Annotated in this window: 16 protein-coding genes; 5 read left to right on the top strand and 11 right to left on the bottom strand. The window is 71.3% G+C overall.

All coding sequences use genetic code 11. The features are described 5' to 3' along the window. Window positions 1-126 precede the first annotated feature (126 nt). Window positions 127-630, bottom strand: a complete 504-nt coding sequence (locus tag ACIO6U_RS16405; RefSeq protein WP_355339123.1) for an NUDIX hydrolase — start codon at window positions 628-630, stop codon at window positions 127-129. Between the two features lie 133 nt (window positions 631-763). On the opposite strand from ACIO6U_RS16405, the gene ACIO6U_RS16400 reads away from it, so the two are divergent. Further along, window positions 764-1,933 carry a glycerate kinase gene (locus ACIO6U_RS16400; protein ID WP_355339126.1) on the top strand — a complete coding sequence of 390 codons (1,170 nt, stop codon included), beginning with the start codon at window positions 764-766 and terminating at the stop codon, window positions 1,931-1,933. A gap of 150 nt (window positions 1,934-2,083) precedes the next feature. On the opposite strand, the gene pssA is transcribed toward ACIO6U_RS16400, so the two are convergent. From pssA to ACIO6U_RS16360, 8 genes are all read right to left on the bottom strand, one after another. Then, window positions 2,084-2,917 (bottom strand): CDP-diacylglycerol--serine O-phosphatidyltransferase, encoded by an 834-nt coding sequence (gene pssA / locus ACIO6U_RS16395; RefSeq protein ID WP_355339129.1) that lies wholly within the window; start codon window positions 2,915-2,917, stop codon window positions 2,084-2,086. 37 nt (window positions 2,918-2,954) lie between these two features. Further along, on the bottom strand, window positions 2,955-3,611 hold the full coding sequence (locus tag ACIO6U_RS16390; RefSeq protein WP_355339132.1) for a phosphatidylserine decarboxylase: 657 nt from the start codon (window positions 3,609-3,611) through the stop codon (window positions 2,955-2,957). A gap of 193 nt (window positions 3,612-3,804) precedes the next feature. Next, window positions 3,805-5,016 carry an acyl-CoA dehydrogenase family protein gene (locus ACIO6U_RS16385; RefSeq protein ID WP_355339135.1) on the bottom strand — a complete coding sequence of 404 codons (1,212 nt, stop codon included), beginning with the start codon at window positions 5,014-5,016 and terminating at the stop codon, window positions 3,805-3,807. A 3-nt stretch (window positions 5,017-5,019) separates the two neighbouring features. Further along, window positions 5,020-5,526 carry a MaoC family dehydratase gene (locus ACIO6U_RS16380; RefSeq protein WP_355339138.1) on the bottom strand — a complete coding sequence of 169 codons (507 nt, stop codon included), beginning with the start codon at window positions 5,524-5,526 and terminating at the stop codon, window positions 5,020-5,022. Between the two features lies 1 nt (window position 5,527). Beyond that, a complete protein-coding gene (locus tag ACIO6U_RS16375) occupies window positions 5,528-7,543 on the bottom strand; it encodes a protein meaA (protein ID WP_401719502.1) in 2,016 nt (671 codons plus the stop codon). Continuing rightward, on the bottom strand, window positions 7,540-8,916 hold the full coding sequence (ccrA, locus tag ACIO6U_RS16370) for a crotonyl-CoA carboxylase/reductase (protein WP_401719499.1): 1,377 nt from the start codon (window positions 8,914-8,916) through the stop codon (window positions 7,540-7,542). The genes ACIO6U_RS16375 and ccrA overlap by 4 nt, the downstream gene beginning before the upstream one ends. Window positions 8,917-9,317: 401 nt before the next feature. After that, window positions 9,318-10,109, bottom strand: a complete 792-nt coding sequence (locus tag ACIO6U_RS16365) for a TetR family transcriptional regulator (RefSeq protein ID WP_355339147.1) — start codon at window positions 10,107-10,109, stop codon at window positions 9,318-9,320. 166 nt (window positions 10,110-10,275) lie between these two features. Then, the gene (locus ACIO6U_RS16360) at window positions 10,276-12,114 is read right to left on the bottom strand and encodes a 3-hydroxyacyl-CoA dehydrogenase family protein (protein ID WP_401719496.1); all 1,839 of its coding nucleotides are present in this window, start codon (window positions 12,112-12,114) and stop codon (window positions 10,276-10,278) included. Window positions 12,115-12,387: 273 nt separating this feature from the next. On the opposite strand from ACIO6U_RS16360, the gene ACIO6U_RS16355 reads away from it, so the two are divergent. Next, window positions 12,388-12,987 (top strand): adenylosuccinate lyase, encoded by a 600-nt coding sequence (locus tag ACIO6U_RS16355; RefSeq protein ID WP_401719758.1) that lies wholly within the window; start codon window positions 12,388-12,390, stop codon window positions 12,985-12,987. Window positions 12,988-13,017: 30 nt separating this feature from the next. Here ACIO6U_RS16355 and ACIO6U_RS16350 read toward each other — a convergent pair whose 3' ends face one another. Beyond that, window positions 13,018-14,085 carry an Rv2578c family radical SAM protein gene (locus ACIO6U_RS16350; protein WP_391049546.1) on the bottom strand — a complete coding sequence of 356 codons (1,068 nt, stop codon included), beginning with the start codon at window positions 14,083-14,085 and terminating at the stop codon, window positions 13,018-13,020. Window positions 14,086-14,229: 144 nt separating this feature from the next. Here ACIO6U_RS16350 and ACIO6U_RS16345 point away from each other — a divergent pair, with 144 nt between their 5' ends. Continuing rightward, the gene (locus tag ACIO6U_RS16345) at window positions 14,230-14,676 is read left to right on the top strand and encodes an SRPBCC family protein (protein WP_355339159.1); all 447 of its coding nucleotides are present in this window, start codon (window positions 14,230-14,232) and stop codon (window positions 14,674-14,676) included. 248 nt (window positions 14,677-14,924) lie between these two features. After that, entirely contained in the window at window positions 14,925-17,414 is a 2,490-nt protein-coding gene (locus ACIO6U_RS16340; RefSeq protein WP_391049549.1) for a DHA2 family efflux MFS transporter permease subunit, read from the top strand. A gap of 244 nt (window positions 17,415-17,658) precedes the next feature. On the opposite strand, the gene ACIO6U_RS16335 is transcribed toward ACIO6U_RS16340, so the two are convergent. Continuing rightward, window positions 17,659-19,365: an MFS transporter gene (locus ACIO6U_RS16335; protein WP_355339162.1), complete on the bottom strand. Its 1,707-nt coding sequence runs from the start codon at window positions 19,363-19,365 to the stop codon at window positions 17,659-17,661. Window positions 19,366-19,647: 282 nt separating this feature from the next. On the opposite strand from ACIO6U_RS16335, the gene ACIO6U_RS16330 reads away from it, so the two are divergent. Next, a complete protein-coding gene (locus ACIO6U_RS16330; protein ID WP_401719491.1) occupies window positions 19,648-22,161 on the top strand; it encodes a SpoIIE family protein phosphatase in 2,514 nt (837 codons plus the stop codon). The last annotated feature ends 16 nt before the right edge of the window (window positions 22,162-22,177 follow it).

The raw sequence follows: 22,177 nt of genomic DNA, 5'->3' as shown, positions 1-22,177 counted from the left end.
CGCGCGGCGGCACGAGCCGGACGGTTCGACGGCACATGCGCCGCAGGCGAACTCGCCTCGCCGACCCGGCCCCCGACCTCGGCCATATCCCCAACAGGCCCCGCTGCCCAGCCGGTTGACGTGACGTCAGTTGACGCCCGCGCGGCGGCCGTTCTCCAGCTCCACAGGACCGGCGCCCGCGGCGAGGGCGGCCAGGGCCGCGTGGACACGGCGGGCGGCGCCCGGCGAGAAGTAGGAGTCGATCTCGTCGGCCGGGACCAGCTTCCAGGAGTCCAGTTCCTCCTCCTGGAGCCGTACCGCCGCCAGCCGCGTCTCGTCCAGCACGCCGCCGTCGTAGAGGTAGCTGGCCAGCGGCGGCCTGCCGGGCCCCGTCACCCAGTCGACGGCGAGCAGCGGGCCCGGCTCGATGTCCAGACCGATCTCCTCCGCGCTCTCCCGGCGGGCGGCCTGCCGCGGCGTCTCGTTCAGATCGGACTCGATGGTGCCGCCCGGCAGCGTCCAGGTCCCGTCGTCGCGGTAGTTCGGCTCGACGATGAGGATCCGGCCGTCGGCGGACCTGAAGAGGGTGTTCGCTCCCGAAATGATCTTCGGCAGCCCTGCGATGTACGTGGCGAAGTCGGTCGTCGTCATGCCGCCAAACCTACGACCACGGGCCGCGCGGCGGACTCGCGAACCGGTGATCGCGCGGTGACACAGCGCGGTGCCCATGGGCAGGCGGGCCCGGCCGGGATAGGGTCCCACCGGCGCGATGTTCCGTTTTCGGATGGGGAGTACGACAGTGTCCGACGCTGCAACAAGATCCACGGGACGTGTGCTGATCGCCGCGGACAAGTTCAAGGGCTCGCTGACCGCGGTGCAGGTGGCCGCGCATGTCGAGGCGGGGCTGCGCAAGGGCGCGCCCGGTGTGACCGTCACCTCCGTACCGGTCGCCGACGGCGGTGACGGCACCGTCGAGGCCGCCGTCACCGGCGGTTTCGAGCGGCGCACGGTACGCGTCACCGGACCGCTGGGCGAGCCGGTCGACGCCTCGTACGCGCTGCGTGACCGTACCGCCGTGGTCGAGATGGCCGAGGCGTCCGGCCTCCAGCACCTGCCGTCCGGCGTCTTCGCGCCGCTCACCGCGACCACGTACGGCACCGGCGAGCTGCTGAAGGCCGCGCTCGACGCGGGCGCCCGCACCATCGTGCTCGGCGTCGGCGGCAGCGCCACCAACGACGGCGGCGCGGGCATGCTCAGCGCGCTCGGCGCCCGGCTGCTGGACCGCGACGGCGCGCCCGTCGCGCCCGGCGGCGGCCCGCTGGCCGCGCTCGCCACCGCCGACCTGTCCGGGCTCGACCCGCGGCTGGTCGACACCGAGATCGTCCTCGCCAGCGACGTCGACAACCCGCTGCTCGGGCCCAAGGGCGCCGCCGCCGTCTACGGGCCGCAGAAGGGCGCCTCCGAGGCCGACGTCGCCACGCTCGACGCCGCCCTCGGGCACTACGTCGACGTCCTCGCCCTCGCCGAGGGTCCGACCGCCGCCGCGGCGGCCGACGCCCCCGGCGCGGGCGCCGCGGGCGGCATCGGCTACGGGGCCCTCGTCGGCCTCGGCGCCACCTTCCGGGCCGGTATCGACGTCATGCTCGACGTCCTCGGCTTCGCGGCCGCCCTCGACGGCGTCGACCTCGTCATCACCGGCGAGGGCTCCCTCGACGAGCAGACCCTGCACGGCAAGGCGCCGGTCGGCGTCGCCCAGGCCGCCCGCGCCCGTGACATCGACGTCGTCGCCGTCTGCGGCCGTCTCGCGCTCAGCCCCAGCGCCCTCGGCTCCGCCGGGATCCGCCGCGCCTACCCGCTCTCGTCCCTGGAACCGGACCCGGCCGTCTCCATCCCCAACGCAGGCCCGCTCCTGGAACAGCTCTCCGCCGAGCTGGCCCGCGACTTCCTGACCTAGCCAGCCCCAGCGCCAGCCCCCTAGCCCCAGCGCCAGCCCCCCCAGCCCCAGCGCCAGGCGCAGGCGTGCGGAAACGACTGCGGCCCCTCCGCCGAGAGCGGAGGGGCCGCGGGCCGTAGCGGCGCACCGGGGGCTCACCCCGGAGACATGTCAGCGCAGAGCGTCCGCCCTGGCCTCACGGCGATTGGCCCGCATCGTATTGACGCGGCGCGTGGTCGCGAAGCAGGGGATGACCGCCGCGGCCACGCACTGGAGGGCGGCGCCCGTCTGGAGGAGCAGGTGGCCGCCGGGGACGTCGAGGGTCCAGGCGGTCAGGCAGCCCATGCTGATGAGGATCCAGCCGAGGGTGATGACGGCGAGGCGTCCGCGCGGCTTGGGGTACTCCACGCGGCTCACCATGAGCCAGGCGACGCCGACGATGGCGACGACGGTGGGGATGAAGGGCAGCTCCAGCAGGACGACGGAGACGACCGTCATCGCCCCGAAGGGGCTGGGCATGCCCTGGAAGACACCGTCCCTGATCGTGGTGCAGGAGAAGCGGGCGAGCCGCAGCACCACGGCCAGGACGACCATCACCGCGGCGGCGGCCGACACCTTGCCGTGGGCGTCGTCGGCGACCAGACCCCAGACGACGACGAAGTAGGCGGGCGCGAGGCCGAAGCTGATCAGGTCGGAGAGATTGTCCAACTCGGCGCCCATCGCGGAGCTGCGCAGCTTGCGCGCGACCAGCCCGTCGAAGAGGTCGAAGACGGACGCGAGCAGCATGAGCGTCACCGCGGTGGCGGCGCTGTGCTTGGACATGCCGCCGACGGTGGTGCCCATCAGGTGCGGGACCAGGACTCCGGTGGTCGTGAAGTACACGGCCATGAAGCCACAGATCGCGTTACCGAGAGTGAGCGCGTCGGCGATGGACAGCCGGGTGGACAGCGGAAGGTCGGCTACCTCGTCCTCCAGCTCGGTGACCCAGTGCGACTGCGCCTGCACCGGAGTGTGAGTGTGGGCCTTTGCCTGCGTGTCGGGTTCAACCACGGTCAAGGCGAGTCACCCCAGCCGTGGTGGTCTGCCCGACCTCGACGTCGGGCTCGATGCCCTCCGGCAGGTACACGTCGACCCGCGAGCCGAACCGGATCAGGCCGATCCGCTCGCCCTGTTCCACCTTGCAGCCGCGCGGCACGTACGGAACGATCCTGCGCGCCACCGCGCCGGCGATCTGCACCATCTCGACATCGCCGATCTCGGTGTCGAAGTGCCAGACCACCCGCTCGTTGTTCTCGCTCTCCTTGTTGAACGCCGGTACGTATCCGCCGGGGATGTGCTCGACGGAGGTGACCGTGCCCGCGAGGGGCGCGCGGTTCACGTGGACGTTCAGCGGGCTCATGAAGATCGCGACGCGGGTACGCCCGTCCTTCCACGGCATGATGCTCTGCACCACACCGTCCGCGGGACAGATCACACGGCCCTCGGCGATCTCGCGCTCGGGGTCGCGGAAGAACCACAGCATGCCCGCGGCGAGCGCGGTGGCGGGGACGGCCACCGTCGCCCAGCGGCCTGAGCGGCGCGCGCGGACAAGGCTTACCGCCGCGGTGGCGACGGTCGGGAGGAGCCACGGCGACGCTCCGCGCGCGAGTCGTACGCCGACAAGGCCGTCGCGTGGTGCAGAGGAATGGCTGTGGGGCATGGAAGACCTTCGTAGCGGAGGGTGCCGCGAATTACTTCTGGGGACGGCGGCTTTAACCCGATGGTATCGGTTGACACGGGCAACTCGGCAAGCTCAAGGGCGAGTCGATGGCTGGTTCCCGTGCCGCGACGGCTCACGCAGTGTGACCTTCCCCTCGGGTAAATGTCAATAAATACGGACATTCTTCCTTCGGCTATCCCTGGAGACGATACTCCTCCAGCAGTCGCCGCCCGATGATCATTTTCTGGATCTCGGCGGTCCCCTCGCCGATCAGCAGCATCGGCGCCTCCCGGTACAGCCGCTCGATCTCGTACTCCTTGGAGAAGCCGTAGCCGCCGTGGATGCGGAACGCGTCCTCCACCACTTCCTTGCAGAACTCCGCGGCCAGGTACTTCGCCATCCCGGCCTCCAGGTCGTTGCGCTCGCCCGAATCCTTCTTACGTGCGGCGTTGACCATCATCCGGTGCGCGGCCTCCACCTTGGTGGCCATCTCGGCGAGCTTGAACTGGATCGCCTGGTGCTGTGCGATGGGTTTGCCGAACGTGTGCCGTTGCTGTGCGTAGGCGATGCCCAGTTCGAACGCCCGCTGTGCCACACCGCAGCCGCGCGCGGCCACATTGACCCGGCCGACCTCGACGCCGTCCATCATCTGGTAAAAACCCCGGCCGCTCTGTCCGCCGAGCACCCGGTCGGCCGGAACCCTCACGTCCTGGAGGATCAGTTCCGTGGTGTCGACGCCCTTGTAGCCCATCTTGTCGATCTTCCCTGGCACGGTGAGGCCGGGGACCGAGGCGTTGGCGCCGAAGCCGGGCTCCTTCTCGATCAGGAAGGTCGTCATCGACTTGTGCGGCGGCGCGTCCTCCGCCTGCCCCTCGTCGGTCCTGCACAGCACCGCGACCAGATGGGAAGAACCGCCGTTGGTCAGCCACATCTTCTGGCCGTTGACGACGTACGCGTCCCCGTCGCGTACGCCCTTGGTGCGGATCGCCGACACGTCGGAGCCCAGTTCCGGCTCCGACATCGAGAACGCGCCACGCACGTCGCCCGCCGCCATACGCGGCAGGAAATGGTCCTTCTGCTCCTGTGTGCCGTGCTGCTTGATCATGTAGGCGACGATGAAATGGGTGTTGATGATGCCGGACACGCTCATCCAGCCGCGCGCGATCTCCTCGACCGTCAGCGCGTACGTCAGCAGCGACTCGCCGAGGCCGCCGTACTCCTCGGGAATCATCAGGCCGAAGATGCCCAGTTCCTTGAGCCCTTCGACGATGTCCGTCGGATATTCGTCGCGGTGCTCCAACTCCGTGGCGACCGGCAGGATCTCCTTGTCCACGAAGGAGCGGACGGTGGAGAGGATCTCCTTCTGGACGTCGGTCAGCCCGTCGGTCTGCGCGAGGCGGCTCATGACTCAGCTCTCTCCCAGCTCGGGACGGCCGGGCTGTTCCCCGCCGCGCTCCTTGATGTACGTGGCGGTCGGCACCAGCACCTTGCGGCGGAAGACGCAGACCAGGGTGCCGTCCTGCTTGTAGCCCCTTGTCTCCACCTCGACGATGCCGCGGTCGTTCTTCGACTTCGACGGGCGCTTGTCGAGCACCGTCGTCTCGCCGTAGACCGTGTCGCCGTGGAAGGTCGGCGCCACGTGCTTCAGCGACTCGATCTCCAGATTGGCGATGGCCTTGCCCGAGACATCGGGCACCGACATCCCGAGCAGGAGCGAGTAGATGTAGTTGCCGACGACGACATTGCGGCCGAAGTCGGTTGTCTTCTCCGCGTAGTTGGCGTCCATGTGCAGCGGATGGTGATTCATCGTGAGGAGGCAGAAGAGGTGGTCGTCGTACTCGGTGACGGTCTTTCCCGGCCAGTGCTTGTAGATCGCACCGACCTCGAACTCCTCGTAAGTGCGGCCGAACTGCACGTCATACCTCCAGCTTTTCCAGCTTGTTCGCGAGCCGGATCTCGTCCACGATCCGGCCGATGATCCCGGTGATTCCGAAGTCCTTCGGGGTGAAGACGGCCGCCACTCCGGCCTCGATCAGCGCCTTGGCGTCCGCCGAGGGGATGATCCCGCCGACGACCACCGGGATGTCGTCCACCCCGGCCCCGCGCAGCCGCTCCAGCACGTCCGGCACCAGAGCGGCGTGCGAACCGGACAGGATCGACAGACCCACGCAGTGCACGTCCTCGGCCACCGCCGCCGACACGATCTGCTCGGGTGTCAGCCTGATCCCCTGGTAGACCACCTCGAAACCGGCGTCGCGGGCGCGTACGGCGATCTGCTCGGCGCCGTTGGAGTGCCCGTCGAGACCCGGCTTGCCGACCAGCAGCCGCAGCCGTCCGCCGCCCAACTCCTTGGCCGTCTCGGCGACTTTGCGCCGTACCTCGGCCATCGGACTGCCCTCCTCGGCGGCCACCGCGACCGGCGCGCCGCTGACCCCGGTCGGCGCCCGGAACTCACCGAACACATCGCGCAGCGCCCACGACCACTCGCCGGTCGTCACCCCCGCCCGCGCGCAGTCCAGCGTCGCGGGCATCAGATTGTCGGTGCCCGCCGCGGCCGAGCGCAGCGCGGTCAGCGCCTCCTGCGCGCGCGCCTCGTCACGCGCCACCCGCCAGTCGTGCAGCGCGGCCACCACCCGCGCCTCGTTGGCCGGGTCGACGGTCATGATGGCCGTGCCGAGGTCGGCGGTCAGCGGACTGGTCTCGGTGGTCTCGTAGACGTTGACGCCGACGATCTTCTCCTCGCCGGACTCGATCCGGGCCCGGCGCTCGGCGTGCGAGGACACCAACTCCGACTTCAGATAGCCCGATTCGACCGCCGCCATGGCGCCGCCCAGCTCCTGGATGTGCTCGATCTCGGCGGTGGCGAGCGCCACCAGCTCCTCGACCTTCGCCTCGATCACATGGCTGCCGTCGAAGATGTCCTCGTACTCCAGCAGGTCGCTCTCGTGCGCCAGCACCTGCTGGATGCGCAGGCTCCACTGCTGGTCCCAGGGCCGGGGCAGCCCCAACGCCTCGTTCCACGCCGGGAGTTGCACCGCACGGGCGCGGGCGTCCTTGGACAGCGTGACGGCCAGCATCTCCAGCACGATCCGCTGGACGTTGTTCTCCGGCTGCGCCTCGGTCAGGCCGAGCGAGTTGACCTGCACGCCGTAGCGGAAGCGGCGCTGCTTGGCGTTCTCGATGCCGTACCGCTCGCGGGTGACGGTGTCCCAGATCCGGCCGAAGGCGCGCATCTTGCACATCTCCTCGACGAAGCGCACGCCCGCGTTCACGAAGAAGGAGATCCGCGCGACGACATCGCCCCTGCGCTCCTCCGGGACCTGCCCCGAGGCGAAGACCGCGTCCAGGACGGCGATCGCCGTGGACATCGCGTAGGCGATCTCCTGGACCGGCGTGGCCCCGGCCTCCTGGAGGTGGTAGCTGCAGATGTTGATCGGGTTCCACTTGGGGAGGTGGTTGACCGTGTACGTGATCATGTCGGTGGTCAGCCGCAGCGAAGGGACCGGCGGGAAGACATGCGTCCCCCGTGACAGGTACTCCTTGACGATGTCGTTCTGCGTCGTGCCCTGGAGCGCGGTGAGGCCCTCCTCGCCGAGTCCTTGCTCCTCGGCGACCACCTGGTAGAGCGCCAGCAGCCACATGGCGGTGGCGTTGATGGTCATCGAGGTGTTCATCCGCTCCAGCGGGATGTCCTGGAACAGCCGCCGCATGTCGCCGAGATGGGCGATCGGCACGCCGACCCGGCCGACCTCGCCGCGGGCCAGCACGTGGTCCGCGTCGTAGCCGGTCTGGGTCGGCAGGTCGAAGGCGACGGACAGGCCCGTCTGGCCCTTCTCCAGATTGCGCCGGTACAGCTCGTTGGACGCCTCCGCGGTCGAGTGCCCCGCGTAGGTCCGCATCAGCCAGGGCCGGTCCTTCTGACGCCCTGTCATCGGGCGTCCCCGGCGTGGGAGTCGGGGACACCGGACGTCGCGTCGCGGAACAGGTTGATCGAGGGCAGGTGCTTCGCGCGCAGCTCCGGGTCGGTGACGCCCATGCCCTCCTCGGGGGCCAGCGCGAGGACGCCGACCTTGCCCTGGTGGAGATTGCGGTGCACGTCGTACGCCGCCTGCCCGGTCTCGGCCAGCGTGTACGTCCGCGACAGCGTCGGGTGGATCTTCCCCTTGGCGATCAGCCGGTTGGCCTCCCACGCCTCGCGGTAGTTGGCGAAGTGCGAGCCGACGATCCGCTTCAGGCTCATCCACAGGTAGCGGTTGTCGTACTCGTGGGTGTAGCCGCTGGTGGACGCGCAGGTGACGATCGTGCCGCCCTTGCGGGTGACGTAGACCGAGGCGCCGAAGGTCTCGCGGCCGGGGTGCTCGAAGACGATGTCGACGTCCTCGCCGCCGGTCAGTTCGCGGATCCGGGCGCCGAACCGCTTCCACTCGCGCGGGTCCTGGTGGTGCTCGTCCTTCCAGAACCGGTAGCCCTCGGCGCTGCGGTCGATGATCGCCTCCGCGCCCATCGCCCGGCAGATGTCCGCCTTCTGCGGGCTGGAGACGACACAGATCGGGGTGGCGCCGCCCGCCAGCGCGAACTGCGTGGCGTACGAGCCGAGTCCGCCGCTCGCGCCCCAGATCAGCACGTTGTCGCCCTGCTTCATGCCCGCGCCGTTGCGCGAGACGAGCTGGCGGTAGGCCGTGGAGTTGACCAGTCCGGGCGCCGCGGCCTCCTCCCACGTGAGGTGCTCCGGCTTGGGCATGAGCTGGTTGGACTTGACCAGCGCGATCTCGGCGAGGCCGCCGAAGTTGGTCTCGAAGCCCCAGATCCGCTGCTCGGGGTCGAGCATCGTGTCGTTGTGCCCGTCGGCGGACTCCAGCTCCACGCTCAGGCAGTGCGCGACGACCCGGTCGCCGGGCTTCCAGGCGTTGACCCCGGCGCCGGTGCGCAGCACGACGCCCGCCAGGTCGGAGCCGATGACGTGGTACGGCAGGTCGTGCCGCTTGGCGAGCGGCGACATCCTGCCGTAGCGCTCGAGGAAGGAGAAGGTCGAGACCGGCTCGAAGATCGAGGTCCAGACCGAGTTGTAGTTGACCGAGCTGGCCATCACCGCCACCAGGGCCTCGCCGGGCCCGAGTTCGGGCAGCGGGACCTGGTCGAGGTGGAGCGAGGTGCGGGGGTCCTTCTCGCGGGTGGTGAGTCCGGCGAACATGTCGGCCTCGTCCTTGCGGACGGTGACGGCGCGGTAGGACTCCGGCAGCGGGAGGGCCGCGAAGTCGGCGGCCGAACTGTCAGGCGCGAGGATCGCGTCCAGGATTTCCTTCATGGTGTCTGACCTCCGGCGAAGCGTGCTGCTGCTGCGTTGACGCTGGGGGAACGCAGGGGCGGATGGCTGGGGGTGCCGTCGTCGGTCCGGCGGGTACGGCGTTGGAACTGACCATGTGCGCGGTGGCGCGGGGATACCTGTGACGCAGGCGGGTCCGGGCCTTGGGGACAGTCGGCGTACGCGGGATATCCGTACGCCGGCCGCCCGGACTACCGTCACGGTATGGCACGCAGTGCCAGTCGTAAAGACACTGCGTGCCAAAAATTTGTCTCACGTGTCACCGGGACGCCACAAACGAGCGGCAGCGGCCGACCGGGGTTCCGGTCGGCCGCTGCCGTGGTTGCGGGTGCGGTGGGGCGGGCGCTCGGGCGCCGGGCGGGCGCCGACGGCACCCGGGGCGCTCAGGCGCGGCGCAGGGCCTGCTCTATCGTCCGCAGGATCTCGGCCGGGGAGGCGTCGGTGCGGGCGACCGCGACCACCACCTCACCCTGCCGCGACACGGTCGCCGCAGGCTCCACCGCGACCCGCGACGGTATCCGGCCCGCGCCGATGCCGCTGCCGAAGGTGGCCTTGATGACGTCGAAGGCGTGGTTGAGCTGCGCCTCCACATCACCCTTGCCGTCATTGCGCAGCCAGCGCCGCAGGACGTGATTGTGCGCCGCGACCACCGCGGAGGCGGCCACCTCGGCCAGCAGCGGGTCGTCGTCGCCGTCCCGGTGCGCGCCCTCGTCGAAGTGGCCCAGCAGATAGCGGGTGAACAGCCGCTCGTACCGGGCCACCGACGCGATCTCGCGCTCCCGCAGCGTCGGCACCTCGCGGGTCAGCCGGTACCGCTCGACCGACACCTCCGGCATGTACGCGTACATCCGCAGCACCTCGGTGATGCCCCGGCACACCGTGTCCAACGGGTGCTCGTACGGCTCCGCGGAGTCCAGCACCGCCTGCACCCGTACCAGCGTGTCGTCGTGGTCCGGGAAGATCGCCTCTTCCTTGGAGCGGAAGTGCCGGAAGAACGTACGGCGCGCCACCCCGGCCGTCGCCGCGATGTCGTCGACCGTCGTGGCCTCGTAACCCCGCTCGGCGAACAGGTGCATGGCCGCCGACGCGAGGTCCTGGCGCACCCGGTGGCGCTGGGCCGCGGCGCGGCGGCCGTTCGCGGTCTCAGGTGGGTCGGACTTCGCGGGCTGGGACATGTGGGGAACGTAACACGGCGCGGCCCCCCGTCCGGCGGCCGGGGGGAAACGTCCCCAGTCCGCCGGACGACCGCGGTCCGACCTGCGCTCACGCCCGCCGGACGGCGCGCCGCCGGTGTCGGCGCGGCGCTCGGTGCCGTGCCCTGTTCCGCTGCCGGGGCGCGCCTCAGCGCCGGGCATACTCGCGGAAGCCGCGGCCGGTCTTACGGCCCAGGCAGCCCGCGGACACCAGGTGTTCCAGCAGCGGCGCGGGCGCCAGGCCCGGATCGCGGAACTCCTCGTGCAGCACCTGCTCGATCGCCAGCGACACGTCCAGGCCCACCACGTCGAGCAGCTCGAACGGGCCCATCGGATAGCCGCCGCCGAGCTTCATCGCCGCGTCGATGTCGTCCACGCTCGCGTAGTGGTCCTGGACCATCTTCACCGCGTTGTTGAGGTACGGGAACAGCAGCGCGTTCACGATGAAACCGGCCCGGTCGCCGCAGTCCACCGCGTGCTTGCGGACCGCGCCGCACACCTGGTGCACCGTCGCCCGCACGTCGTCCGCGGTCAGCACCGTGTGCACGACCTCGACCAGCTTCATCGCGGGCGCCGGGTTGAAGAAGTGCATTCCGACGACGTCCTGCGGGCGTCCGGTGGCCCGCGCGACCGCGACCACCGGCAGCGACGAGGTGGTGGTGGCCAGCACCGCGCCCGGCTTGCAGACCTTGTCGAGCGTCTGGAAGAGCTGCTGCTTGACCGCCAGATCCTCCGCCACCGCCTCCACCACCAGGTCGGCGTCGGCGAAGGAGTCGTACGAACCGGACGGCGACACCCGCGCCACCGCCGCGTCCCGCTGCTCCTGGGTCAGCCGGCCCTTGGTGACCGAGCGGTCCAGCGACTTCGCCAGCCGCGCCACCGCCGATTCCGCCTTCTCCTGGGTACGGGCGGCCACCACGACGTCGAAGCCCGCCTTCGCGAAGACCTCGGCGATGCCGGTCGCCATCGTGCCGGAACCCGCGACGCCCACCGCGCGCACCGGCCGCCCGGCCGGCCGGGTGTCCCCGGCGCCCGGAGTCTCCGCGTCCGGCACCACGACCGCGCTGCCCGGCGCCTGGTAGCTGTAGAAACCCCGGCCCGACTTACGGCCCCGCAGCCCGGCCGCCGTGAGCTGCTTGAGCACCGGCGCGGGGGCGTGCAGCCGGTCGTGGGACGCCTCGTACATCGCCTCGAGGACGGTCGTGGCGGTGTCGACGCCGATCAGGTCGAGCAGCGCCAGCGGGCCCATCGGCAGCCCGCAGCCCAGCCGCATCGCCGCGTCGATGTCCTCGCGGGTGGCGTACCGCGCCTCGTACATCGCCGCCGCCTGGTTGAGATAGCCGAACAGCAGGCCGTCGGCGATGAAGCCCGGCCGGTCGCCGACCGGCACCGGCTCCTTGCCGAGGCTCCGCACGAGGGCGGTGACGGCCGCCGTGGTCTCCGGCGACGTCAGGACCGTCGACACGACCTCGACCAGCTTCATCGCGGGCGCGGGCGCGAAGAAGTGCAGCCCCAGCACCCGGTCGGGGCGGGAGGTCTCGGCCGCCAGCCGGGTCACGGACAGGGCGTTCGTGCCGGTCGCCAGGATCGCGTCCGGCTTGGCCAGCCGGTCAAGCTCGGTGAAGACCTCACGCTTGATGTCGTAGCGCTCGTCGACCACCTCGATCACCAGATCCGCCTCGGCGGCGGCCCGCAGATCGGGGAACGTACGGAAGCGGGCCAGCGCGTCGCCGCGCTCCGCCTCGGTGCTCCGGCCGCGTTCCACGGCGCGCGCCGTGGAACGCTCCAGCGCGGTGACCGTGCGGCGCGCCGCGCTCTGGTCGATGTCGATGCCGATCACCTCGTGACCGGCGCGGGCCATGACCTCGGCGATGCCGGTGCCCATGGTGCCCAGGCCCACGACGGCGACGGTCGCCAGGGGCGCCGCGCTCGCGGCGGGGGGTGAGGATGCGGTCGCTGACGATGAGGGTGTGGACGGACGGTCCATCGCGTGACTCCAGACGCTGGGGAGACCGGAGCGCGCCACGCGCGCACACGGCTGAAGGAGTGAGGTGGAGTCGCGGGCCGGAAGTGCAGGGGTGCGTGCCCGCGCGAAGAGATAGGCGAGCCCTGTCCCGGGGCCGCGCCGCGATGATGCCGAACCGACGAATGTTCCCGTCCACGGCGGCTGCGTCACCGACCACCGTGCACGTCCCCCGAGCGTAACCGGCGAGTAACTTCCCCGCCAGTCCTGTGCCCATGTGATCTGCGCCGCCCCCATCTGAGCGCCCCACCCCCACCGGCCGGTGGTCCGGGAACGACCGATCCGCCCCGCCGGGGCGGTAACGGGCAACTCGGCTCCTACAGTGGGGAGATGGACGTCGAGACCCGTGAACGCCTCGCTCGCAAGCTCACCGCCGTGGGCGAACCGTTGGAGGTGAGGGAGGCGGCCGCCGTGGAGTTGGCGGAGGCGGGAGACCGGCGGGCGTTCGAGACGCTGGCGTTGTTGCTGAACTACCGGGACGAGTCGCGGGCGAGCCGCGCCGCCGAGGCGCTGGCGCGGCTGGCGGACCCGCGGACCGGGCGGGCCGCCGCCGCGCTGGCCACCAACGAACTGCGGGTCGCTTACGCGCTGCCCGCCATCCGCCTTCTGGTCCGGATGCGGGCGCCCGAGGCCGTACCGGCGCTCACCACCACCCTGGAGCGGCTGCTCGCCCGGCCGACCCCCGCGCCCCACGAACGCATCGCGCTGGCCTGCGTGGAGGGCCTGGGCGCACTGTGCCCGCGGCAGGCGCCCCCCGCCGCCCGGCACGCGCTGCGCGCCGCGACCGCCCACCCGCCACTGGCCCCGGCCGCCCGCGCGGCGCTGGCCGACGCCTAGGGCCTGACGCCTGTCCGGAACCGCGCGAGGTCATAGCAGCGTGAGCTGGGTGTTCTCCGCGGCGGGCCGTGCCGCCGGCACCTGGTCGCCGGACAGCCCCGCCTCCGGCTCGCCCGGCTTCCGAAAGCGCCGCGTGCCCTCGCGATGCGCGGGCCCGCAGCCGAACTCCGTGGCGAATTCGTGGACTTGGCGGGTGACCCGGCGCTGGTACCACGTCGGGGCGTACGCGCCGCCCGCGTACATCGTCTCGTAGCGCCGTACGAGATGCGGGTGGTGCCGGCCGAGCCACGCCATGTACCACTCGCGGGCGCCCGGCCGCAGATGGAGGACCAGGGGCGTGATCGAGGCGGCGCCCGCCGAGGCGATGGCGCGGACGGTGGCCCGCAACTGCTCGGGGGAGTCGCTGAGGAAGGGCAGGACGGGCGCCATCAGCACGGTGGGCGGCAGCCCGTTCGCCCGCAGGGTGCGGCAGACCGCCAGCCGGGTCTCGGGGGAAGGCGTACCCGGTTCCACGCTGCGCCACAGCTCGCCGTCGGTGAAGCCGACCGACAGCGCGATGGACACATCGGTGACGCCGGCGGCCTGCCGCAGCAGTTCCAGGTCGCGGAGGATCAGCGAGCCCTTGGTGAGGATCGAGAAGGGGTTGGCGCGGTCGCGCAGCGCGGCGATGATGCCGGGCATCAACTGATACCGGCCCTCCGCGCGCTGGTAGCAGTCCACGTTCGTGCCCATCGCGATGTGCTGGCCCTGCCAGCGCGCCGACGCCAGCTCCCGGCGCAGCAGCTCCGGCGCGTTGGTCTTCACCACGATCTGCGAGTCGAAGTCGATCCCGGTGTCGAGATCGAGATAGCTGTGCGTCTTGCGCGCGAAGCAGTACACGCAGGCGTGGCTGCACCCGCGGTACGGATTGACCGTCCACTCGAAGGGCATGCGGGACGCCCCCGGCACCCGGTTGATGATCGACTTCGCCCGTATCTCGTGGAAGGTGATGCCGCGGAAGCCCGGCGTGTCGAAGGTCCGGGTGACCGCGTCGGCGCCGAACAGCGCGGGCGCGCCACCGGCCGCCGCGTCGTCACCGCTCAGATGGTCCCAGCGCATCGCGCCCTCCTCCGGTTGTCTCCGGCCGGCCGTCTCCGGTCGCCCGTCCGTCCACAATAGAACACAGATTCGATAAGCGCGTGTGGTTGGCTTGTGCGGCGCGCCGGGAAGGCGCGCGACCTGGCACGGACCTGAGGAGAAGTCATGGCGCTGGTCGAGGCCACCACGGAGCGGATCGTCGACGCGGAGCCGGAGCGGGTGTACGCCGCCGTCGCCGACTACGCGGGCACCCGCGGCCGGGTGCTCCCTGAGCAGTTCAGCGAGTACGAGGTCCGGGAGGGCGGCCACGGCGCGGGCACCGTCGTCCACTGGAAGCTCCAGGCCACCAGCAAGCGGATCCGCGACTGCCTCTTCGACGTCTCCGCGCCCGCCGCGGACACGCTGGTCGAGACCGACCGCAATTCGACGCTCGTGAACACCTGGACGGTCACCCCGTCGGGCGAGGGCCGCAGCAAGGTCGTCGTCGTCACCACCTGGCAGGGCGCGAGCGGCGTCGGCGGCTTCTTCGAGCGCACCTTCGCGCCCAAGGGCCTCGGCCGTATCTACGACGCGCTGCTCGCCTCGCTGGCCGCCGACGTCGAGAAGAAGTGAGGCGCCGAGCGGAATGGGGCCGAGCGGAGTGGCGCCGAGTGGAATGTGGCCGATTGGAATGGGGCCGAGCGGAGTGAAGTGAGGGGAGTGCGCCGCGGGGGAGTGAAGTCCCTTACGGTGCCGCTGGTTTCGTGATCGTTCACTGATACGGGTGGTTTCGCGTACTTCCTGAGAATCGTCGCGCTTGCTCGTCGTTGTCGCTTAATGCGGGAAACGGTGGCCAGGCAGGCGCGACGAGGGGAGTGGCAGTGGGTGGCAGCACGCTGATCGAGCGTCCGGCGGCCGTGGACGACGAACGGCCGGGGGAGGGGACCGGGGGCGCGGCCGAGGAGGCGGGCGGCGCCTCGGGACCGCCCGGCGGCAACGGCGCCGCGGTCGACCTCACACCGCGCCGGGTCCGGCTGGTCTTCGTCGGCCTGATGCTGGCGCTGCTGCTGGCCGCGCTCGACCAGATGATCGTGGCCACCGCCCTGCCGAAGATCGTCGGCGAGCTGCACGGCCTCGACAAGATGTCCTGGGTCGTCACCGCCTATCTGCTGGCGTCCACGATCGGACTGCCGATCTACGGCAAGCTCGGCGACCTCTTCGGCCGCAAGATCGTCTTCCAGTTCGCGATCATGACCTTCGTCATCGGCTCCGCGCTGGCCGCATGGTCGCGCACCATGGACGAACTCATCGCCTTCCGCGCCATCCAGGGCATCGGCGGCGGCGGACTGATGATCGGCGTGCAGGCGATCATGGCCGACATCGTGCCGCCGCGGGAACGCGGGCGCTACATGGGCCTGATCGGCGCCGCCTTCGGCCTCGCGTCGGTCGCGGGACCGCTGCTCGGCGGCTTCTTCACCGACCACGCCTCCTGGCGCTGGTGCTTCTCCATCAACGTGCCCTTCGGCCTGGTCACCCTCGTCGTGATCAGCCTCGTGCTGAAACTCCCCAAGCCCGCCGTCCGGCCCCGCCTCGACGTGCTCGGCGCCCTGCTGCTGGCCGTCGGCTCCACCTGCCTGGTGCTCGTCACCACCTGGGGCGGCTCCAAGTACGGCTGGCAGTCCCGGGAGATCCTCGGCCTCGGCGCGGGCGCCGTGGTCAGCGCGCTGCTCTTCGTGCTCGTCGAGCGGTTCGCCGCGGAACCGGTCATCCCCTTGCGGCTGTTCCGCGACGGGGTCTTCAACACCACCGCCCTGATCGGCGGGATCGTCGGCGTCGCCCTGTTCGGCGCGGCCAGCTATCTGCCGACCTTCCTCCAGATGGTCGACGGCGCGAGCGCCACCGGATCAGGGCTCCTCATGCTGCCGATGATGATGGGCGTCGTCCTCGCCTCCATCGTCGGCGGGCAGTTGATCAGCAGGACAGGGCGCTACAAGATCTTCCCGATCATCGGCGGCGCCCTGTCGACGGCCGGGATGTATCTGCTGTCGCTGATGGACGCCGACACCCCGCAGGCCGAGTACAGCGTCTACATGGCCGTACTCGGTCTCGGCATCGGCCTGATGCTGCCCGTGCTGGTGCTCGCCGTGCAGAATTCGGTGCGCCCCACCGACATCGGCGCGGCCACCAGCGCCAACAACTACTTCCGGCAGATCGGCGGTTCGGTCGGCGCGGCCGTCTTCGGCACGCTCTTCGCCGACCGCCTCGCCAAGCGCCTCGCGGTCGAACTCCCCAAGGGCGCCCACCTGCCCGACGCCCAGTCGGTCACCCCCCAACTGGTCCGCACACTCCCCGCGGCTGTGCGCGACGGGTACGTCAACGCGTACGCCGAGGCCATGCCGCGGATCTTCCTCTACCTGGTGCCGGTGCTCGCGCTCGGCTTCCTCTTCGCCTTCCTCCTCAAGGAGAAACCCCTGGTGACCCAGCACGGCCCCGCTTCCCCGACGACCACGTACGACGGCGACACCGCCACCGACACCCTCACCGGCGCCGACGGCGCGCCCGGCTTCACCGTGACCGACTCGGCCGTGCCGGGCGCCCGCAAGAGCTACGCGGGCGGTGTGCCCGTGTGCGGCACCGTCCAGCACTCCGACGGCAGTTCCGTCGGCCGCGCCGCGCTCACCCTGATCGACGTCACGGGACGGCAGATCGGCCGCGGCGCGACCACCGAGGACGGCCGGTACGCGCTGAGCACCCCGGGCAGCGGCAGCTATGTGCTGATCGCCGCCGCGGGCGGCCACCAGCCGCAGGCCGTCAGCATCACCGTCGCCGACCGCCCGGTCGAACTCGACGTGGTGCTCGGCGGCGCCGGACGCTTGGCGGGCGCCGTGCGCACCGCGGACGGCACCCCGGTCAGGGACGCCATCGTGACCCTGACCGACATCCGCGGCGACGTCGTGGCGACCTCCCGCAGCGGACGCGAAGGCGCCTACGTCCTGAGCGAGTTGGTGGCGGGCGAGTACACGCTGGCGGCCAGCGCGCCCGCCTTCAGGCCCGCCGCGCTGCCGGTGTCGGTGCAAGCGTCGCGGGAGACCCGGCAGGACGTGGAGCTGGCAGGCGGCGCGGTGCTGCGCGGGACCGTGCGCGCCCCCGGCGGTCGGCTGGTCGAGGACGCGCGGGTCACGCTGCTGGACGCGGCGGGCAATGTCGTGGACTCGGTCACCACCGGCCCCGACGGGCACTTCCGCTTCGTGGACCTCGCCGCCGGTGAGTACACGGTGATCGCCGCCGGTTACCCGCCGGTCGCCACCGTCCTCCAGGTCGCGGGCGGCGGCAGGACCGAGCGGGACCTCCAGCTCGGACACGCCGACTAGGCCGCACCGGACCCGCCGGATACGTCGGTCACGCCGACGAGGACCGTGCCGCCGCCGTACCCGCCGTGGACGCGCGGGCGTATCCACCGCCGTACGGAACGGGCAGTGACCCTTACTCCACAAGAGTGAGGGTCACTGCCCGTTGGCGTTCCCGGTCACCGCGGCCGTCGGGCGCCGGTCGGCGGGTCGGACAGCAGGCCGTGCAGGTGGGACAACAGGCCGTTCAGGTCGGACAGCCGGCCGGTCAGCGCCCGGCCGGTGCCGCGCCGTCCGGCCTGCCGCTGCCGTCCACGTCGTTCTTGTTGCACTGCGTGCCGCGGATCAGCGCGTACGTGCCGCCGATCCGGTACGTGCCGGGCGAGGGCGCGTACAGCCGCGTCCAGTCGCCGTCCTGGATGAGACAGCCGTGCTTGTTGTCGTTGGCGCCCTCGATGCCCAGCACCGGCGACCACGGGATGCGCAGGATCACCGAGCCGCTGGTCGGCATCGTCACGGTCAGCTCGGCCGGACTCGCCTCGTCCACGATCGCGGGCGGATCGGCCAGCGGATCGGCGTTCGCGACCCTGTAGAGCTTCCAGTAGTCGTCATGCCAGACCGGCGTCAGCCAGCTCTGGCCCGCCGCCACGATCTTCGCCTCGGCCACCGCCGCGCCGTCCGGGGTGTCCGACGGCAGCACCACGTAACCGACGCTCCAGCGTTGGAGCCACTGCCGGTAGGTCTCCGCGGTCAGCGTGCCGTCGTAGAAGAGCGGATTGCGCTCGACGTCCGCCTGCCGGTTCCAGCCGCGCGCCAGGTTGACGTGCGGGGCCAGGCCCGACGCCTCCCAGTGCGAGCGCAGCGGTACGACCTCGACCCGGCCCTTGTCCGCGCGCACCTTGGTGAGCTGCGCGATCAGCGGCGCCGCGTGCTCGACCGTGGACGAGGGCGCCGAGGTGTTCACCAGGTCCACCACGGGCTTGGAGATCTGCCAGCCCGCGACGCCCAGGAAGGCCAGGTAGAGCATCAGCGCCATCCGGCCGCCCCTGGTCCACGCCATGGCCACGATCAGCAGCACGGTGCCGCCGAACAGCAGGGCCAGCCGCTCCACATTGCTGCCGATCGGCGACGGGATGACGTACGTCAGCGCGACACCGGCCGCGTAGATCCAGCTGCCGACGCGTACGACGCGCCATTCGCGCGGCACCACCAGGGCGATCGCCACGGCCGTGGCGAAGGGGATGATGGCGAAGAACCACTTGAAGGGCTGCACCCCGTAGAAGGGGAAGAGCAGCGAGGTCGCGCCGACCACCAGGGGCGGGCAGACCGCCATCACATACGCGTCCTTGCGGCGCCCGGTGAGGAACAGCGCCGCCGCGACCACCAGGATGAAGAGCCCCGCGACCGGGCTGCACATGGTGGCCAGCGCGCCCATCAGCGTGGCGGTCAGCACCCGCGGGGTGCGGCGCGCGCCTACCGGCGGGTCGGTGGGGAACAGCAGCAGCGTGGCGATCAGACCGAAGAGGACGCCCAGCGCGAAGGTGACCCGCCCGGAGAGCACGTCACCCCAAAGAGCGAACGCCGTCCACAGCGCGGGCAGCATCGGGCGCTTGATCCGGGCCCGGATCAGCAGTAGCGTCGCCGCCGTCGTGGACAAGGTGCCCGCGATCACGGCGGTGGTCCGCACCCCGAGCCCGGCCATGATGTACGGCGACAGAATGCTGTACGACGCGGGGTGCATGCCGCCGTACCAGGACAGGTTGTACGAGGCGGAGGGGTGGGCCCTTATGAAGTCCGTCCAGGCGTACTGCGCGGCCATGTCGCCGGAGTCCTTGGCCAGGAAATAGGCCCAGATCACATGCAGGACCGCGGCGAGCACCGTGGCGGCCACGACAGGATTGCGCAGGTCGACCCGCCGGAAAAGGGCCCCCGGTCCCCTCATGGCGGTCCAGCGCGCAGGCTGCCAGGTGGTCACGTGGCCTCTTCCAGTCGCGGATGCGGTGCGCCCCGGCCGGCATCCCTTCCGGCGAGGGGGTCGAACTCCACCGACGTGAGAGAGTTCGAACAGAGGGTTTGGACGCTAGCACGGGCAGTTTGGTTGCTCGCGCGCGGGCGTGCGCCCGGATTCGTACTTTCCCTCCCCTGGCACCCGGACCGGTCGTACCGTGGTTAACGGCATCGTAGATCTTGTGCCGGGGCGGTTCCCACCGCACTCCGGCCCCGGACCGCGGGGCCGAGGGAAGGAGCCCGACGAACCATGGACCGCCGTCAACCGCCGGAGCCGTCCGGACGTATCCCGCTCGCGGTGATCGTCGTGGACGCCGCCGGGCTGGTGTCGCACTGGAGTACGGGTGCGCGCCGGCTGTTCGGCTGGACACGGGAAGAGGCCGTCGGGCGGAACGCGCTCGACCTCTTACCGGTGGGCGGCGCACTCGACGTGCCCCCGGACGCGGCCCCGGGCGGCGGCACGGCGGGCACCGCGTACCCGTACGACGTCACCGGGCCCGACCTGGAGTCCTCGCTGGCCGGTGCCAGCTCCTACCCGACGGCGGGTCGCGCCCGGTTGTACGACTGCGTGCGGCGCACGGACGCCGACGGGGACGGGCGTATCCCCCTGGACGTGCTGTGGTGGGCCTACCCGCTGGTCGGTCCGGGCCCCGAGCGGCTGCTCGTGCTGGCCACCGACGCCTCCTCAGCGGCCGGTTCCTCCGCCGCTGCCGGGACGCCCTCCGCGATGACCGACCCCGACGCGGCGGCGACCGACAGGTCGGGGGCGGCGGACTGCTCGGAGCGGATAGCGCCCGGCTTCGCGCTGCACACCGAATTCCCCGGCTCCGACCAGCTCGCCAGGCAACTGCCCGAGATCCTGCCGAGCATGAATCCGCTGGAGAGCGGGCGGATCGTGGCGCAGGTGCTGGAACTGGGCTATCCGGTGCTGGAGATAAGCCAGCACGACCGGGTGCCGGTCACCCCGGACTGGGGCGTGCCGCGCCGGGCCGAGCGGCAGGCCAGACGGCGCGCCGCCGAGGCCGCCGCGGCGGCCGACCCGCGGGCCGTCCCGGCCGACGAGTTGGCGCCCGACCTCGAATACGCGGCGGTCCGCGAACACCTCGAATTCCTCAACGAGGTGAGCGGCCGGATCGGCACCTCGCTCGATCTGGCCAGGACCATTCAGGAAGTCAGCGCGGCCGTCGTGCCGCGCTTCACTGATGTTGCGGGCACATATCTGCGCGAGCAGGTGCTTGCGGGTGAGGGCTTCCCCGACGGGCCGCCCGATGTCACCACCATGTGGTACCGCGTGGCGGTCGAGCACACCGATGAACCGGGCCGCTGGGACGACGTGGTGCCGGTCGGCGAGTCCATGCCCTTCCCCGCGCAGACGCCGTTCTTCCAGTGCATGACCACCGGCGACCCGGTGCTCGTGCCGCGGATCAGCGAGCCGATGGGCAACGCGATCGCCGCGCAGTTCCCCAAGCGCGACATCAGCCCGCTGATCAACAACCGCTCGATGCTCGTCGTCCCGCTGAAGGCGCGCGATGTGGTGCTGGGCTTCATGATCCTGCTGCGCCACCGCGAGCGGGCGGTGTTCAACGACATGGACCGCGTGACGGGCGCGGAACTGGCCGCCCGCGCCGGGCTCGTCCTCGACAACGCGCGCATGTACACGTATCAGGAGAATGTCGCCGACACCCTCCAGGACAGCATGCTGCCGCACATCGCGCCGCGGATGCCGGGGTGTGACGTGGCGACCCGCTACCTGCCGGGCGAGCGGCTGGGCCGGGTCGGCGGCGACTGGTTCGACAGCATCAAGCTGCCCGGCTCGCGGCTGGCGCTGGTGGTCGGCGACGTGATGGGCCACGGGCTGAACTCGGCCGCGATGATGGGCCAGTTCCGTACCGCCGTGCAGACCATGGCCGGGCTCGACATGCCACCGGCCCAACTGCTGCGCAATCTGGACGACCTGGCGCAGCGGCTCGGCGAGCAGTATCTGGCGACCTGCCTCTACGCGGTCTACGACCCGGTCGAGTCCGATCTGCTGATCGCCAACGCGGGACACATCCCGCCGGTGCTGGTCCGCGCCGTCGACGGCCGCAGCGAGCTGCTCGACGTGCCCACGGGCGCGCCGCTGGGCGTCGGCGGGGTGCCGTTCGAGACGGTACGGGTGCCGGTCGCGCCCGGCGACCGGCTCATCCTGTGCACCGACGGCCTGGTGGAGGTGCGCGGCCAGGACATCGGCACCGGTCTGGCCGCGCTGTGCGAGAGCGCCGCGCACCCGGCCGCGTCGATGGACGACGCCTGCGACACGATCATCCGCGCGCTCAACCCGCGCGGCGGTCGCAAGGACGACGTGGCGCTGCTGATGGCCCGGCTCAACGGCATCCCGCGGCACGACGTGATGACCTGGGAGCTGGAGCCGGACCCGCGCGAGGTGGCGCGGGCCCGCCGCCTGGTCCGCGAGACGCTGCTCGGCTGGGACCTGGCGGAGATGTCGGAGACGGCGGAGCTGCTGGTCGGCGAGGTGGTCACCAACGCGGTGCGGCACGCGCACACCCGGCGGATCGGGCTGCGGCTCGTCCGCGCGGGCGCGCTGCTGTGCGAGGTGACCGACGACGACCACGCCGTCCCCGTCCTGCTGAGCGCCGGGCCCGACGACGAGGGCGGGCGCGGCATGCGGATCGTCAGCAGGCTCGCCCGCGAGTGGGGCACCAGCCGCTTCGCGCAGGGCAAGTCCGTCTGGTTCGAGCAGCCGCTGCCGGGCCGGAGCCGCTGATCCCGCCGGCGCGGTC

The organism is Streptomyces sp. NPDC087422 (assembly GCF_044744145.1).
GTDB lineage: Bacteria > Actinomycetota > Actinomycetes > Streptomycetales > Streptomycetaceae > Actinacidiphila.
This window is presented reverse-complemented; position numbering and strand designations above follow the sequence as displayed.